Consider the following 14,413-nt stretch of genomic DNA (forward strand, 5'->3'; position numbering starts at 1 on the left):
ATGAAAGGTGGGAAGAAAATGGTCACTATTATTTTAGCAGTTGCAATTTTGGCATATGCTGGATGGGCGATTTATGAAATCAGGATGAAAAAGAAAAATGGCGGATGCTGTAATGGAAGTTGTGGTAGTTGTGTGAGCAAAAACAACAAATGTTTGTAATATTTGATTGGTGTTAGTTGTACAAGAAATAACATGGAGTCATGTATGATTTTGAGTAGCATGATTCCATGTTAAATCTTTATGTACAAATGAATCTTTAAAGAGTAAAATGTATTTAAGAGTTAATAATTTCAAATCTGTGGGAGAATGTATGGATTCTAATATAAAAATGAAAGTGATGAAAAATGCATCCGTAATTCAAAAGGAAAATGGATTCGGACGCTTACTAAAATTTGACTGTTCCGATGGCTTGGGATTGATGACAGTATATAATGTATTTCCGGGAATAGAGTTGATTTATAATGAGTTTGAAACCACAGAGTTTAGCTGGAAGAATAATACATCAGGGAATGTTATGGAGATAAATCATTGCCGTGAGGGTAGGGAAGGATCTCAACTTAAAAATGGAGCTTATTTGTATTTAGGTGAGGGTGATCTATCTATACATATGATGGAAAATTGTGCACCAGTAATGAGTTTTCCTTTAAAACACTATAGGGGCGTTTCAGTAGTTATTGATCTTGATATAATTTCTGAAAATCCACCAGATTCGTTAAAAGACACAGAGATCGATTTTATTGGCTTTAAAGAGAAGTTTTGTGGAAAGGACACAAGTTTTATTATGCCGGCCAAGGATGAGATTGAACATATTTTTTCAGAATTATATAGAGTTCCGGAAGGAATTCAAATGGCATATTTCAAGTTAAAAATACAGGAATTATTACTATTTTTGTGTATGGTTGATGTTAGATCCGAAAATCAGCGTGCTCAATATATGCCACCACAAGTGGAAGTGGTAAAGAAAATACATAAGAAACTGACTGCTAATCTTAAAGAGAGACCAACCATTGAAGAATTATCGAAAGAATATTTAATTAATACATCCACGCTTAAAGAAACTTTTAAAGGAATTTATGGTATGCCTATTGCTACCTACATGAAAACGTATAGAATAAAGCAGGCAGCAGTTCTGTTAAGACAGACACAGGATACGGTAGCAGATATAGCACAACAAGTGGGATACATAAATCAAAGTAAATTTGCTACCGCTTTTCGAGAAATAATGAAGATTTCTCCGACAGAATATCGTAGTCAATATGAAGCGAATCCCAAAACTATATTGCACGATTGATTATTTGGGATAAATGGAGTTATTGAATACCTAAATTAAGAAATATTTGGTGTAAAAAACGCAGAAAATTTCAAGAAAATGAAATTTTTCTGCGTTTTTTATTTTGATATTTAAAAAATTTTATCATTATCGACAAAAATAGAGAAACAAAATACCACAAATAAAGTATCTATAAACTCTATTATTGGTATTACTCGGAGCCTTTTTAGATAAAATAAATGTAAAGAGCGAGGAGAATGCGATGAAAAATAGAGTTAAAGAACTAAGAGATGCAAAACATCTAACGCAAACCGGATTAGCGCTGAAAGTTGGTTCTACGCAACAAACTATTAGTAAGATTGAAAGAGAGATTGGAGTTCCAAAACTGGATTTAGCGCTCATCATGGCAGATTTTTTCAACGTTACATTAGAGTATTTGTTTTGCTTGTCGGATAAAAAGCATAAATTGGAACATCAGATAGAAATAGATAAGACTATTGAGGAATTTTATGATTTTTTTGTGGACTATCAGGATTTAAATTCTGAAAACAAAGAGACTTTAAATCTGATCATGCGGAGGCTTTTGGAGGTACAAGCAAATGAGGAGGCTGAATAATGCTGCGAATAGCTATATGTGATGATGATAAAATTTTAGTTACTCAAATAGAAGAGATGCTCAATCGTTATTTGGATAAAAAGATGATTGATCGTTACATAGAAATTTTTTATGATGGAGCTTCTTTGGAAAGGATATATGAAAAAGGAGATCGCTTTGACATTATCTATTTAGATATAGAGATGTCTGGTAAAAATGGCATTGAAGCAGCAAAAAGCATCCGGAGATTAGATAGGGATGTACTTCTGATCTATGTTTCAAGTTATGAGACGTATTTTATGCAATTGTTTGAAGTTGAGCCATTTCGTTTTATTAAAAAACCAATTAAAGAGACAGAATTTGAAGAGGTTATTGATTTCGCATATGAGAGAATCATTGAGGAGGACGCATACTTTGAGTATAAATATAATAAAACGGTTGGAAAGGTTCTGATAAGAAAAATTATGTATTTTGAAAGTGCAGGAAGGATTGTTAATATACATACGGAGGAGAGCACTTATCGGTATTATGGGAAACTGGATGAGGTTGAACGACGTTTGGTCCAGAACAAGATTCCTTTTTTGCGTATTCACAAGTCGTTTTATGTGAATTTTCACTTTGTTGATAAAATTACTTTTTCAAAACTAATATTGTCGGATGGAACAGTTTTACAGATTAGTCAGGATAGACAAAATATTATTCGGAAAAGGTATTTGGATATTTTGGGGGGGTACACTGAATGAGTGAGGTTAGGCTAGTCGTTGCTATTTTGGTTCCGGCCATTTTTACATTGATATTGAAAGATTTTTTTGATCTTTTCATGACGAATAGGTATGAGGGAAAAGTAAAACAGTACACTATTTGGATGCTTTATTTTTTATTAGATACAGCGATAAGTATGAATTTTAAATTTGTAGGCGTAATTAGTATGTTATATAGTTTTATTATTCTAATAATATTTTGCGCTGTATTATATCGTGAAGATATAAAGTATATTACGCTTACGGTTCTCTTTATTATATGTATTGGGGCGGCTTCGGAGTTGATAGTTGCTTTGGGGATTAGAGCATTCTTGAATTCTTCACAGCTCCAACAGTTTTCTCTTTTTGGGTCTACATGTTCAAAACTAATTATTCTGATCATAGTCAGAATAGTGAAACTATTTCGCGTGTCTGGAATAAAAAGATTGGATTATATGAATTGGCTTGCTAATGTAAGTATGACAGCAGGGAGCCTATATATTGTATATAATCTTTATCTATTAAGTCTGAATGAAACAAAACTTTTGGGTTCAACCATGTCTTCAATTATTATCCTGCTTTTAAATGTTATATGTTTTAAGATGTTTGACAAGATTGCTGCAGATGCGGAAATCAAGCGTAAAAACGATATTTATAAACAAAGTATAGATATATATAAAAGGGAAATGGAAGAGCGTGAGGAACATAATGAAAAGTTGCGCCGTTTTCGACATGATATAAAAAACCATTTAATAGCAATAGAAAAATTAGCTCTTTCTAAAGAATACGTCAGATTACGAGATTATATTCATCAACTTACTGATGAAAAAGGTGTTCTGCAGGTAACCACTATAAGTGGAAATGCACTTATTGATGGACTATTGGCAGATAAATTTGATGTTGCGCGTAAATATGAAATTGCTGTTGAATATCATATTGAAATTCCGACGAAACTTCCATTTGATGATGCCGACTTATGTATTATAGTTGGAAATGCATTAGATAATGCAATTGATGGGACAAAAGATATTGAAGGAGCTAAGAAGATTGAAATAAGTATGGGAGTTAAACAAGGAAATTTTTTATTAAAGGTAAAAAACACTTTTAATCCAGAATTAATTAAATTCGACAACAATGGTAAACGCTTGCGTACAAGCAAAACAGATAAAAGTAACCATGGGATGGGAATTGGTCTCATTGAAGAAACTGCGCTGAAATATAATGGATTAATGGAAATAACTATGAATGAAAATATTTTTTGCCTGTCCGTCTTACTCTACCAGAACTGATTTTTTACGAGTTGCTCAGGATTTTTTACGAGTATCCTCCATTTTCCTTTTTTTGTAGTATAATCCGTACTGTAAAAAATACATTTTTGGAGGTTGTGTTATGTTAAAAAAAACAGTTGCAGGTTATTTGGAAAATGTTGCAGATTTTACCGTAGACGTATTAAACGAAGGAATATGTTTCTTCCTGTTTCATCAGCCGCCATTTCCGGAAAATGCTCGTAAGATGAAAGAACATAAAGAAGAGGAAGAGAATGGAAAAAATAGCCGATTTACTAACTAAGTTTATGATTAGCGAGAGCAGTAGTGAAAATCTAGATTATGAAGTATGTAAATTTGGATTACTTATGGCTATTGAAGTGGCGATTAACACTGTTATTGCGTTATGTATATCGTTCTTGCTTGGAATGTTTAGATATGGAATTCTGTTTTTGACTTTTTTTTCATTGCTAAGAGCATTTGCAGGTGGAGTGCATTTGGAAAGATTTTGGAGTTGTACAGTGTTATCCGGTATGGTTTTGAGTATGGTTTTACTTATCGCAAAATATGCTGTTATACCGTCTATTTTTTCATTTGCTTTATGTGTTGTTATGGGAATTCTAATTTTTATTGTTGGCCCCATAGATGATAAAAATAGAAGGATATCCAGTGATGAGCGTTGCATATTTTATCGAAGGCTTGTATATGTGCTTCTATTTCTTGTTTTCACTTCTGCTTTGGGTGTTATATTGGATGCTAACCGTTTGGCTTTTATTGTATCCCTTACGATGGGGGTATTTCATATAGTACAAATTATCGGCAAAAATAAAAATATGAAATTATTGGAGCAATAGCAGGAGGTATTTCAGTGATTAATATAGCTGTTTGTGATGATGATCTAGAGATAACTAAGAGTATTAATAAACTGCTTATGAAATACCAGGATGAAAGAGATTTAGATTTTACCGTTGATCTTTTTAATGATGGAAGTGGCTTAAAGAGCAGTATACTAAAGGGTAAAAAATATGATCTGATTTATTTAGATATTGAAATGAGGCAGATGAATGGAATTGCTACTGCAAAATATATCAGAAGTATTGATACTACGGTACTGCTCATTTATGTGTCAAATTATGATAATTATTTGAAAGAATTGTTCGAAGTTGAACCTTTTAGATTTATGTCGAAGCCAATTAATGATAAACGGTTTTATATGTTTCTTGACTTGGCGATAGACCGAATAAGGAGTGCAAATGGCATTTACTGTTTCAGATTTAATAAGGACATTTTGACAGTTATACTTAGAGATGTTATTTATTTTGAAAGCTGTGGAAGTAGAGTACATATTGTATTAAAAGGTAAACTGTACAAGTTTTATAAAAAACTAGATGATGTCGAAAAAGAAATTTCAGTCAATTATAGTATTCCGTTTATTAGAATTCATAAATCGTATTTGGTCAATTTTCAACAAATTAGAAAGGTTGGATATACAGAGGTTGAAACAAAAGATGGAAGAATTTTAAATATTAGTGATACATATAAAAAAGATGTTCGAGCAAGATATAGTAAACTACTTTGGGATGGTGATGTATAATGGCAGGCATAAATATTTTGATTCAAATATTCACTTCTTTCATGTCTTGTTTGATAATCAAATCTTTTTTGGATGCTTTGTTTATAAGGAGGACAATTAAAAATAAAACAATTTTTTTGTGGATATTTTATTTTTTGTTAAGCTTGTATTGTGAAAATAATAATAATATTACACTGCCTAAATTATTTCTGAGTGCAGCGGGTGTACTGGTAATTTGCTTAATAGCCTATGACGGGAAGCTGCATAAAAAAATAGCTATGGTATTTCTGTATCACTTTATATGGATTGCAATAGAAATGCTTTTGGGATATACAATTATGAGTATTGTTAAAGGAAATGATTATGCAAATTTTGAATTGCTTTGTTCTATAATTTGCAAAATTATAATGTTAGCACTCGTAAAAATAATTCCATTAGTTATTGATCCAAGTATAGAATGTGATATGCCAAGCAAGTATTGCTTTATGCTTACAGTTTTGCCGGTAATAAGCACTGTTGTTGTATATAATATATTTCTTATAACGAGTAGAATTGATAGACTGGAATTGATTGCTTTTTCGACGGTTTCTTCTACTTTAATCCTTGCGTTGAACCTATTGGTTTATGATATATATATAAAGCTATTGGAACAAACAGAAATAAGAAGAGAAAATGCAATATACGAAAAACAAATTTCCTTATTTCAGGAGCAAATATATGTAAAAGAAACTGCCATGTTAAATGATAAAATGGTTAGAGATAAATTTTATCATCAGCTTTCTTTCATAAAAGAATTGGTTTATCAAAGAGAACTTTCTCAATTAAATGAGTTTATTGATGGTATTATGCAGAACAAAAAAATAGAAAAGGATGGACCTGCCAATTCTGGGAATGTTTTGCTTGATTACATTGTAAATAATAAATGCGAAATTGCTGTAAAACAAGGCATTGAGTGTACTGTAAAAATTGAAGTTCCTTATAAATTTCCTTTCTCGGATGGTGATATCTTTATTATTCTTGGAAACGCTTTAGATAATGCAATTGAGGGAGCTTTGAAGTGTGTATCTAGGCGATATATTCATATTAAGATTATTTATCGAAAAGAAAATCTATTTATAAAAATATCAAATTCATTTGATGGGAAGGTAAAAAAAGACAGGCATGGTCATCTGATAAGTATGAAATCCGATTTGACTCGGTATGGATTGGGGTTAGCTTTAATTGAAAAATCAGTGAATAAATACAATGGTTTATTGAACTTTGATATAGATGAGGAAAACTTTACGCTAACAGTTTTGTTATATTCATAAAATGTATATGGGGGTATTGTAAATCTATGAAAATATTGCTCATAAGTGAAAGTAGTACGGAAGACGATATTTATCGCATGATAGATCAGATTATAAAAATAGATAAAATTATTGAAACCCATGATATTAGTGAAGAACTGTCATATATAACGGATATTCGATATGATATTATAATTATAAATTATGATAAAGTGCGAATCCGACATGGGGATTTTAAGATGATTTTTGATATACGCTGTAAGACTCAGGCTCCATTGTTGGTTATTCTGGAAGGATGTGAAATACGAGATAAACTGCATGTACTGAATATGAAAGCAGATGATTACATTGAAAAACCAATAAACATAGATGAGTTGGAAGAAAAGATGTTACAGCTACTACATAAATTGTCATAAAACATACGATTTAGAATGTGAATTGAATCGATTAAATTATATAAACGTATTACTAAAGAGCTAAAGAAGGAGTAAGCTCCTTCTTTTTTTATGGATTTTATGCTTATGTGCTGATGATAGTTTTTGGTGTAGTGTAACGATAAAAGTAAAACTATGACGAAATATATATGTCAGAAAATAGTATAAAATCTGAACGGGAAATAAATAAAAAAAATGTCACCAGTGGTCACTATGCAGATGTATTTTTGATCTATATAATAAAGCACACCAGGAGGTAATGAGATGTACATTGGAGAACGCGATATAGGCGAGACAATTAGAATATTGCGTACTGAACGTGGAATATCCCGGGAAGAACTGGCAGAAAGAGTAGGAATCAGCCGTTCACATCTGAATAAGATCGAAGCGGATATTAAACGGCCGAGCATCATTACATATCAAAAGATCATGGATGTCCTTGATGCGGACATATCCATAAATGATGAAGCAACTGCCAATGTAGCCCCGGAGAATGAGGCGGATTTGATGAATGCAGTAGAGGAGCTGACAAAGGAAAAGACCATTATAATGATTGCCCACAGATTAAAGACTGTGCGTAAGGCAGACCAGATTCTTGTAATCGAAAAAGGAAGAATTGCAGAGCAGGGAACCCATGATGTACTGCTTCAGAAAAATGGTATCTACAGCAGCTTCATTTGCAGCAGGAAAGAAGCGGTTAGCTGGAAGGTGCAAAAGCATAGCTGATAGTGTTAAATGACTTATTAAAAAACTGGGTAAAAAGCGCAGATGAACCTTTTCTTTTTCGGGTAATTTTTAGATATTTTGATTGATAAAAGTAAAGTATGTGTAAAAAGGTAAATCCGTCGTGGAAAAGATAAGGTATGGAATGGTAAGCATTTGATTTATTTATATAAATCTGATGTGCAGAGAGGAAAACAATTACATATTGCCTACATGTAAAGGCGGTAAATTACTTAACACCTAAGACGCAGTGGAATGACCGATAGAGAGTATTCTATGGGTTTTCCTTTGCGTCTTTTCTCATGGAAATCTTTTTATGGTCATTCTCCGGAAAGGAATGATTATGGAAAGAAGAAAAATTGAAATTGGAGAGAGATTAAGACGTGAGAGGGAGAAGGCAGGGTATTCGCAGGAGGCATTTACAGAAATATTAGATTGCTGTGCGGTTACAATCAGTCGTTGTTGGTAAAAGAAACGGAACTGTCCAAAAGTGTAAGAAACAAGACGATTCCTTATTCCTAAGCTGCTGAGATAAAAACTCTGACAAAGACGATAGCAACCATGAAAAAGACATGGATGCTGCTTTATGAACAGTACACAGACGATAAATTATCCAGAGAGGATTTTTTGTTGAAAAGAAGAAGTACGATGAAGAAACAGCCCGACTGGAGAAAAGGTTAAAAGAACTTCAAAGCAGGCAGAGCATTCAGTAAGAGAATGACCAGCAGGCAGAAAAGAATATCAGCCAGTTACGATGCTTTGCTGATCAGATGGAGCTTATAGAGGAAATAAAGGAGAAGCTGATTGACAAAATGAAAGTTTATTCTGATAATAGAATAGAAATATGCTGGAAGTTTGAAAGCGTTTTTTTCGACACAAAGACAATGCACAAGTAGAATATGAATGACAGAAAAACATCGTACACTAGAAAAACTTATGGAAAAAACATAAGAAAACGCTGGAAGAAAAAGCAGCTGTTGCGAAACAAAAGAAGCAGCAGAGGCGAGCAAGACAGAAAAAAGAAACAAGAGATAATCTGGCTAAAGAAGAAATCTTGCAAGATGACAGATTTTTCTTTATTGCCGGTCATACCTCCTGAGGTGCACCGTATGGTGTCAGCTGGGAGGAAATGGGCTGAAACCTTGGGATGATTTGGAAGAGAATAATTGGGTTGTCAGTGCAATTTCATTTATCTCTTGTGACAGAAACAGATTCCCGTTTTGCCTGAAGTAAGTCAGAACTGATCTCAGGAGCATCGAGCAGTGCAGTGAAATTTTGCTGAATGATCTCTAGGGTTTTCTGCTTTTTCTGCAATTCCTGTTTTTCCCGGACAGTAGCATCCTGTTCAGATTCAAGATTTTCAATCCGCTTCTGGATTTTGTCAGAGCTTGGGATTTTGGTAACGCCGAGATCCTGAAGCTCTTTTTTTAGTGAATCGTGGAGCTGATATTCTGCCTGATGCTTGGTACGGTAATCTTTTGGATTTTTAGCAGATTTGCAATCCTCAATCACTTTTCGGCAGAGCCGGTAAGAATCGCAGTGTTTCTGAATGACTTTCTGCGTGTTCAGATCACTGTTGATTTGTGCTATTTTTTGGTCGGCAACTTTCACAGAAACTTCAATGTCAGATACATGCTGCTTGAAATCCTCATAATTCAACAGGTTGTTTTCGGAAAGATAGTTAAAGGTGCGGGCTGCCTCTTTCAGATTATTGAGCTTTGCCCATCGTTCAAATCCTTCTCGATTGCCGGTCGTAACATAAGTGGAAATATTGATATACAGGCGAGCTTCTCTGGACAGATGCTTTGGAGTTTTCACTTTGCTACGATTTTTAGCCAAGCGGATACGAACATTTTCTTCCGAATAATAGCTTCCGAGAGATTTCATATAAGTGAAGTTTTTCTGCTCCGGTGCACGGAAGGATAGATGCTTTCCTTGGCGGACTTCGTATCCGGCTAACTGCATTTTTTGTAGAAATTCCTCATAGTTGATGGAAGTCCAGATTGCCTTATCAACTGCAACACGTAGTTTGGCTTTCCAACTGGTGCCACGATGATATTCCATGTTCTCTTTATAGCTTTTTCCTTTTTCTCCGGATGGCATACTGGTGGCAAGTCCATTTTCATGGCAGATACGATTACTGATTCTGCAGAGTTTATGGTAGCTCCGCTTATTAGAGACGTACTTGTGATGATCAACAAAGCTTGCAGCGTTGAAGATGATATGGTTATGAATATGATTTTTATCAACATGGGTGCTGATCACGTATTCATATTTTCCTTTCAGGACTTCGTTTGCAAATTGTTGCCCTAAGCGATGGGCAGTTTCGGCATCAACTTCTCCAGGTTTAAATGACTGGATCAGATGAAATGCCAGGTTATCACCTTTGTCCATTCCATTCTTTTTTGCCATTTCTCTTGTCATAGAAAAATCAGGATCTGCAGTTTCCGGGGAACAGCCAAAACTGGAAACTAACAGTTTTTCATCTGTTTTATCTGGATTCGTGATGTAGTCCAGAGCTTTCTTGTCTGTTACTTTAATTGGGAAGATCTTAAGATACGCCATAATTCTTTCACCATCTCTTTCAATTCTTGCATTTCTTCCGGATATAGATCTCCGGTGCTGTTTACTTTTTTCGCAATCTGATTAATATTCACACCAATCTTATGCATTTCCTCATACTGTTTCTTCAGTGGAGTAGTATCGGTGTTGACGATGTAACCGTCGATTGCCATTTTACGAAGATAAGCACCCATATTTTTTGTTTTTGATTCAATCATCTTTCTACGGATAAGCTTTTTTTCTTCCGGGGAAACACAAAATAAAATTTGCATATTTCTTTTTCTCTTTGCCATAGGCAGATTCTCCTTTCTTTGGTTCTTCGAAGTAGTGACTCCTGGGTTTTTAATTTAGGGCAGGGTTCCCTAAATTGCTCGTTTTGCGGAAGTGTATATACACTTCCTGTCCTTGCTGTTTTATCCCTCTATTAGTTAAAGTCAGGAGAACCGGGAAAATGCAAAAGAATTTGACAGGTAGTATAGGGAACAAAAATGTGGTAAGATTATGGACAGGATATCAGAAGAATCAGGAGTTGAATGGATTGTGAAGAAAGAAGAAATATTTGAATATGTGCAGAAACAGTATGGCACACTTCCGGAATATCTATGGAGTAAACTACCGGACAGTGCAGTACTCCGACATAAAAATGGAAAATGGTATGCAGTGATCATGACGGTTGAAAAATCGAAACTGGGATTAGAAGGAAGAGAGTTGGTTGATATCATTGACGTAAAGTGTGATCCGGACATGACAAATATGATTATTCAGACTTATGGATTTTTACCTGGGTATCATATGAATAAACAGCACTGGATCACGATTTTACTGGATGGTTCGGTCAGCGAAGCAAAGGTACTGGACTTTTTAGATATGAGTTATGACCTGATTGACGGAGCAGGCGGAAAAGAAGAAAATGTAAGTGGTTTACAGTGATTTTTGAGCAAAAGGAAAACCGGGGATTTTACTCCTCGGTTTTTCGGCTGTTATGCTTCAGTCTTCAACTTGAAAAATATCTTCTACAGGCACTTTCAGGTAATGGGCCAGCCGGATTGCAATCTCAAGAGAGGGATTACGTTCTCCACGTTCGATGCGGCCTATAGTCTGGCTGCAGGAACCTATGGCTTCAGCCAAATCTGCTTGAATGAGATTCCGTTCTTCACGAATATCTTTTAATGTATTATTGATTGCCATTCAATCACTTCCTTTGCTTATTGTTATCAGCAGGATCATGAACCTGCTGTTGAAATCTAATGAAATCCCGGAATTTCTGCACCTTTGCATTTCCCGATTACTTTTCCAAAAACTTTAAAAGAGTCAGATTCCAAAACCTGGATAGGACGATATTTTTGATTTAAAGAGATCAGATAAACACCATCTGGCTCATCGTGTAATTCCTTGATGTAAATATTGCCGTTGAGATAGAAGATTCCAATTTCACCATTAGCAAGAGAATCTTTTTTCTGAATCCATGCAACATCATCTGTATGATAAACTGGCTCCATACTGTCACCGGAAATCCGTACACCAAAGTCAGTCTGCTCAGGAGCAAGGTGTCCTACATCATAGGTTTCTTTTACAGAATCCTCCAGGTAATTTCCAGTACCAGCAGAAACTGGTTCCCATGTAATTTCTACAGGATGATGGAATGGGATAATTTTTGCAGACAGTGGAGAAAACTTTTTAGAAGCTTTCAAAATATCAGCAAATTCAATCAATTTATTTCTGCCTTCTTCATTCAATCCACTCATAATGTTATATGGGTTTTCTCCAAAGAAGGATTCATATATATCTTCGATATCAAGTAACTGGCAAAGTGTCAGGAAAACATGTAAAGCTGGTTCTCGTGCATTGGTCTCCCATTTGGAGATTGCTTTTGTAGTGACCTGAATACCTTCCTGAGAAAGCAGGTCTACCAGATCTGATTGAGAGTATCCTTTCTTTTTTCTATTTTCTGCTAATATTTCCCCGAAATCACGCATTTGTTCGCCTCATTTCTATTTGAATTTTCTATATGCATTATACCGTATGTTAGAAATAAAATCAACAATAATCTCCAAAATGGAGAAAATACAACCAAGATGTTACTTGACTATCTCCGGAATGTCGATATATACTAAACATACAAAAATTGATAAGACATCATGTTGAAGAAAACAGCTGGGAGGTGAAAAGTTTGAGTGAGCGTGTGATCCTGCATAGTGATATGAACTGTTTTTATGCCAGTGTGGAAATGCTGCATCATCCGGAATTTACCGGAATGCCGCTGGCAGTCGGTGGCGATCCGGAAGCCAGACATGGGATTGTGCTGACAGCAAATTATATTGCAAAGCAAAAAGGTGTAAAGACCGGAATGGCATTATGGCAGGCAAAACAGATTTGTCCGGAAATCATATTTGTACCACCACGGATGGATTTGTATTTGAGATTTTCACAGATGGCAAGAGAAATCTATTCGGAGTATACGGACAAGATCGAGCCATATGGAATTGATGAAGCCTGGCTGGATGTATCGGACAGCAGAAATCTGAAAGGAATCGGAATGACGATTGCAAGAGAAATCAGCCATCGGATTAAATACGAACTGGGTGTAACGGTAAGTATTGGAATTTCCTGGAATAAGATTTATGCGAAACTTGGTTCAGATTATAAAAAGCCGGATGCAATCACAGAGTTTAATCGAGAAAATTATAAAGACAGGATATGGCAGCTTCCAGCGACAGATTTGCTTTATGTCGGAAGACAGACAAATAAGAAATTGCAAAAACTTGGAATCCGGACAATTGGGCAACTTGCGGAATCAGACGAAAAGTTGTTAGAGAGCCATTTGGGAAAAATAGGAAATGTATTATGGGCTTTCGCAAATGGTTGGGATGAAGATCCGGTTTGCAAGGAAGGATATGAAGCACCAGTAAAGTCGATAGGTAATAGCACTACAACACCGAGAGATCTGGAAAATGATCTGGATGTCTGGATCATTCAAATAGCATTGGCAGAAAGTGTAGCTGCACGATTGCGGAAACATGGATTTAAATGCAAAACAGTAGAAATTACAGTTCGAGATAATGGATTGTATAGTTTTTCCAGACAGATACATTTACGACAGCCAACGAATATTACAAACGAGATTGTAACTGCAGCATTTCAGCTATTTAAAGATAATTATAAATGGGAACATCCCATTAGAAGCCTGGGAATCCGAGCTGCGGATCTTGTGTTAGATGATATTCCCGTGCAGTTGGATTTATTTGGAAATCAGGAGAAAAAGGAAAAGTTAGAGAAGCTGGATCGTACTGTAGATGAGATCAGACGACGGTTTGGTTATTTCAGTATACAGCGAGCGGCAATGTATCAAGATAAAGTCTTATCCCACTTAGACGCTGGTACGCACACGATCCATCCACACAGTTATTTTCATGGGTAATTGGAGGGATAGATTTGAAAAAAACATTAACCAGAAAACAGAAAGAAAGTTATCAGTGTCTTTTGGATTATACGAAGGAGCATGGATATCCGCCGACAGTACGGGAATTTGGAAAATTGATCGGGGTGAAATCAACATCATCAGCATTTTCCAGAATCAAGCAGTTGGAGTTAAATGGATATATCCGCAGAATCCCGGCATCGCCAAGAGCAATTGAGATTTTATAGTGAGGTGTCGGCATGAACAAAGTATATGTAGATGTAGTGGCAGAGTTTCGGAAAGACGGACAGCTGGTTCCCATATTTTTTACATGGGAGGATGGAAGAAAGTATAGCATTGACAGAATTTTGAAAATCGAGCGATGCGCCAGCAGAAAGGCAGGCGGTGTAGGAATGATGTACACCTGTATGATACAAGGGCAGGAAAGCCACTTGTTTTACGAAGTGGATAAATGGTTTATGGAGAGAAAAACAGCATAAGGAGAGATTGGTATAGACGATATTATTTGGATTATTAACCGGCAGGGATAGTCACTTTCCCTTTA

The 14,413-nt window shown here is 35.3% G+C and carries 18 protein-coding genes and 2 pseudogenes; 16 read left to right on the top strand and 4 right to left on the bottom strand.

Annotated elements, in window-relative coordinates; all coding sequences use genetic code 11:
- From DWZ44_RS16470 to DWZ44_RS19380, 12 genes and pseudogenes are all read left to right on the top strand, one after another.
- Entirely contained in the window at positions 1–159 is a 159-nt protein-coding gene (locus tag DWZ44_RS16470) for a FeoB-associated Cys-rich membrane protein (RefSeq protein WP_015528487.1), read from the top strand.
- A 151-nt stretch (positions 160–310) separates the two neighbouring features.
- Positions 311–1,291 (top strand): helix-turn-helix domain-containing protein, encoded by a 981-nt coding sequence (locus DWZ44_RS16475; RefSeq protein WP_015528488.1) that lies wholly within the window; start codon positions 311–313, stop codon positions 1,289–1,291.
- Positions 1,292–1,532: 241 nt separating this feature from the next.
- Positions 1,533–1,886 carry a helix-turn-helix transcriptional regulator gene (locus tag DWZ44_RS16480; protein WP_055039890.1) on the top strand — a complete coding sequence of 118 codons (354 nt, stop codon included), beginning with the start codon at positions 1,533–1,535 and terminating at the stop codon, positions 1,884–1,886.
- Positions 1,886–2,608: a LytR/AlgR family response regulator transcription factor gene (locus DWZ44_RS16485; protein ID WP_117805352.1), complete on the top strand. Its 723-nt coding sequence runs from the start codon at positions 1,886–1,888 to the stop codon at positions 2,606–2,608. Before DWZ44_RS16480 ends, DWZ44_RS16485 begins: the two co-directional genes overlap by 1 nt.
- Positions 2,605–3,894: an ATP-binding protein gene (locus tag DWZ44_RS16490; protein ID WP_109273678.1), complete on the top strand. Its 1,290-nt coding sequence runs from the start codon at positions 2,605–2,607 to the stop codon at positions 3,892–3,894. The genes DWZ44_RS16485 and DWZ44_RS16490 overlap by 4 nt, the downstream gene beginning before the upstream one ends.
- Positions 3,895–3,994: 100 nt before the next feature.
- Positions 3,995–4,174 carry a cyclic lactone autoinducer peptide gene (locus DWZ44_RS16495; RefSeq protein ID WP_015528491.1) on the top strand — a complete coding sequence of 60 codons (180 nt, stop codon included), beginning with the start codon at positions 3,995–3,997 and terminating at the stop codon, positions 4,172–4,174.
- Positions 4,146–4,724 (top strand): accessory gene regulator ArgB-like protein, encoded by a 579-nt coding sequence (locus DWZ44_RS16500; RefSeq protein ID WP_015528492.1) that lies wholly within the window; start codon positions 4,146–4,148, stop codon positions 4,722–4,724. Before DWZ44_RS16495 ends, DWZ44_RS16500 begins: the two co-directional genes overlap by 29 nt.
- 14 nt (positions 4,725–4,738) lie before the next feature.
- A complete protein-coding gene (locus DWZ44_RS16505) occupies positions 4,739–5,464 on the top strand; it encodes a LytR/AlgR family response regulator transcription factor (protein WP_055039887.1) in 726 nt (241 codons plus the stop codon).
- On the top strand, positions 5,464–6,753 hold the full coding sequence (locus DWZ44_RS16510) for a sensor histidine kinase (protein WP_055039886.1): 1,290 nt from the start codon (positions 5,464–5,466) through the stop codon (positions 6,751–6,753). The genes DWZ44_RS16505 and DWZ44_RS16510 overlap by 1 nt, the downstream gene beginning before the upstream one ends.
- Positions 6,754–6,779: 26 nt before the next feature.
- Positions 6,780–7,148 (top strand): hypothetical protein, encoded by a 369-nt coding sequence (locus DWZ44_RS16515; RefSeq protein WP_015528493.1) that lies wholly within the window; start codon positions 6,780–6,782, stop codon positions 7,146–7,148.
- Positions 7,149–7,430: 282 nt separating this feature from the next.
- A pseudogene (locus DWZ44_RS19375) lies at positions 7,431–7,607 on the top strand (helix-turn-helix domain-containing protein); the annotation flags it as partial.
- A pseudogene (locus DWZ44_RS19380) lies at positions 7,608–7,892 on the top strand (ABC transporter ATP-binding protein); the annotation flags it as partial.
- Between the two features lie 1,182 nt (positions 7,893–9,074).
- On the opposite strand, the gene DWZ44_RS16530 reads toward DWZ44_RS19380, so the two are convergent.
- Together DWZ44_RS16530 and DWZ44_RS16535 are read right to left on the bottom strand one after the other, a co-directional pair.
- The gene (locus tag DWZ44_RS16530) at positions 9,075–10,454 is read right to left on the bottom strand and encodes a relaxase/mobilization nuclease domain-containing protein (protein ID WP_117805354.1); all 1,380 of its coding nucleotides are present in this window, start codon (positions 10,452–10,454) and stop codon (positions 9,075–9,077) included.
- A complete protein-coding gene (locus tag DWZ44_RS16535; protein ID WP_015528500.1) occupies positions 10,421–10,744 on the bottom strand; it encodes a MobC family plasmid mobilization relaxosome protein in 324 nt (107 codons plus the stop codon). Before DWZ44_RS16535 ends, DWZ44_RS16530 begins: the two co-directional genes overlap by 34 nt.
- A gap of 247 nt (positions 10,745–10,991) precedes the next feature.
- Between DWZ44_RS16535 and DWZ44_RS16540 the strand changes: the two genes are divergently transcribed.
- On the top strand, positions 10,992–11,381 hold the full coding sequence (locus tag DWZ44_RS16540) for an MmcQ/YjbR family DNA-binding protein (RefSeq protein WP_055039885.1): 390 nt from the start codon (positions 10,992–10,994) through the stop codon (positions 11,379–11,381).
- A 57-nt stretch (positions 11,382–11,438) separates the two neighbouring features.
- Here the strand turns inward: DWZ44_RS16540 and DWZ44_RS16545 are convergent, their stop codons facing one another.
- Both DWZ44_RS16545 and DWZ44_RS16550 read right to left on the bottom strand, forming a co-directional pair.
- Positions 11,439–11,639, bottom strand: a complete 201-nt coding sequence (locus DWZ44_RS16545) for a helix-turn-helix transcriptional regulator (RefSeq protein ID WP_005344265.1) — start codon at positions 11,637–11,639, stop codon at positions 11,439–11,441.
- Positions 11,640–11,695: 56 nt separating this feature from the next.
- The gene (locus DWZ44_RS16550; RefSeq protein ID WP_055039884.1) at positions 11,696–12,427 is read right to left on the bottom strand and encodes a helix-turn-helix domain-containing protein; all 732 of its coding nucleotides are present in this window, start codon (positions 12,425–12,427) and stop codon (positions 11,696–11,698) included.
- A gap of 194 nt (positions 12,428–12,621) precedes the next feature.
- Between DWZ44_RS16550 and dinB the strand changes: the two genes are divergently transcribed.
- From dinB to DWZ44_RS16565, 3 genes are read left to right on the top strand one after another with little or no spacing between them, the layout of a single operon-like run.
- Complete coding sequence (dinB, locus tag DWZ44_RS16555) at positions 12,622–13,869, top strand: DNA polymerase IV (RefSeq protein WP_117805355.1); 1,248 nt, start codon at positions 12,622–12,624, stop codon at positions 13,867–13,869.
- Between the two features lie 14 nt (positions 13,870–13,883).
- Positions 13,884–14,096: a DNA-binding protein gene (locus DWZ44_RS16560; protein ID WP_055039882.1), complete on the top strand. Its 213-nt coding sequence runs from the start codon at positions 13,884–13,886 to the stop codon at positions 14,094–14,096.
- 12 nt (positions 14,097–14,108) lie between these two features.
- On the top strand, positions 14,109–14,348 hold the full coding sequence (locus DWZ44_RS16565) for a hypothetical protein (protein ID WP_005344271.1): 240 nt from the start codon (positions 14,109–14,111) through the stop codon (positions 14,346–14,348).
- The last annotated feature ends 65 nt before the right edge of the window (positions 14,349–14,413 follow it).

The sequence above is a fragment of the Blautia sp. AF32-4BH genome, assembly GCF_003460565.1.
In the GTDB taxonomy this organism is placed as follows: Bacteria; Bacillota; Clostridia; order Lachnospirales; family Lachnospiraceae; genus Fusicatenibacter; species Fusicatenibacter saccharivorans.

What these genes read in the sequence shown, in the direction of transcription:
- DWZ44_RS16515 (WP_015528493.1), top strand. Translation starts at nt 6,780, where the DNA reads ATGAAAATATTGCTCATAAGTGAAAGTAGTACGGAAGACGATATTTAT.
- DWZ44_RS16480 (WP_055039890.1), top strand. Translation starts at nt 1,533, where the DNA reads ATGAAAAATAGAGTTAAAGAACTAAGAGATGCAAAACATCTAACGCAA.
- DWZ44_RS16495 (WP_015528491.1), top strand. Translation starts at nt 3,995, where the DNA reads ATGTTAAAAAAAACAGTTGCAGGTTATTTGGAAAATGTTGCAGATTTT.
- DWZ44_RS16510 (WP_055039886.1), top strand. Translation starts at nt 5,464, where the DNA reads ATGGCAGGCATAAATATTTTGATTCAAATATTCACTTCTTTCATGTCT.
- DWZ44_RS16530 (WP_117805354.1), bottom strand. Translation starts at nt 10,454, where the DNA reads ATGGCGTATCTTAAGATCTTCCCAATTAAAGTAACAGACAAGAAAGCT.
- DWZ44_RS16565 (WP_005344271.1), top strand. Translation starts at nt 14,109, where the DNA reads ATGAACAAAGTATATGTAGATGTAGTGGCAGAGTTTCGGAAAGACGGA.
- DWZ44_RS16475 (WP_015528488.1), top strand. Translation starts at nt 311, where the DNA reads ATGGATTCTAATATAAAAATGAAAGTGATGAAAAATGCATCCGTAATT.
- DWZ44_RS16550 (WP_055039884.1), bottom strand. Translation starts at nt 12,427, where the DNA reads ATGCGTGATTTCGGGGAAATATTAGCAGAAAATAGAAAAAAGAAAGGA.
- DWZ44_RS16545 (WP_005344265.1), bottom strand. Translation starts at nt 11,639, where the DNA reads ATGGCAATCAATAATACATTAAAAGATATTCGTGAAGAACGGAATCTC.
- DWZ44_RS16490 (WP_109273678.1), top strand. Translation starts at nt 2,605, where the DNA reads ATGAGTGAGGTTAGGCTAGTCGTTGCTATTTTGGTTCCGGCCATTTTT.
- DWZ44_RS16500 (WP_015528492.1), top strand. Translation starts at nt 4,146, where the DNA reads ATGGAAAAAATAGCCGATTTACTAACTAAGTTTATGATTAGCGAGAGC.
- DWZ44_RS16535 (WP_015528500.1), bottom strand. Translation starts at nt 10,744, where the DNA reads ATGGCAAAGAGAAAAAGAAATATGCAAATTTTATTTTGTGTTTCCCCG.
- DWZ44_RS16485 (WP_117805352.1), top strand. Translation starts at nt 1,886, where the DNA reads ATGCTGCGAATAGCTATATGTGATGATGATAAAATTTTAGTTACTCAA.
- DWZ44_RS16470 (WP_015528487.1), top strand. Translation starts at nt 1, where the DNA reads ATGAAAGGTGGGAAGAAAATGGTCACTATTATTTTAGCAGTTGCAATT.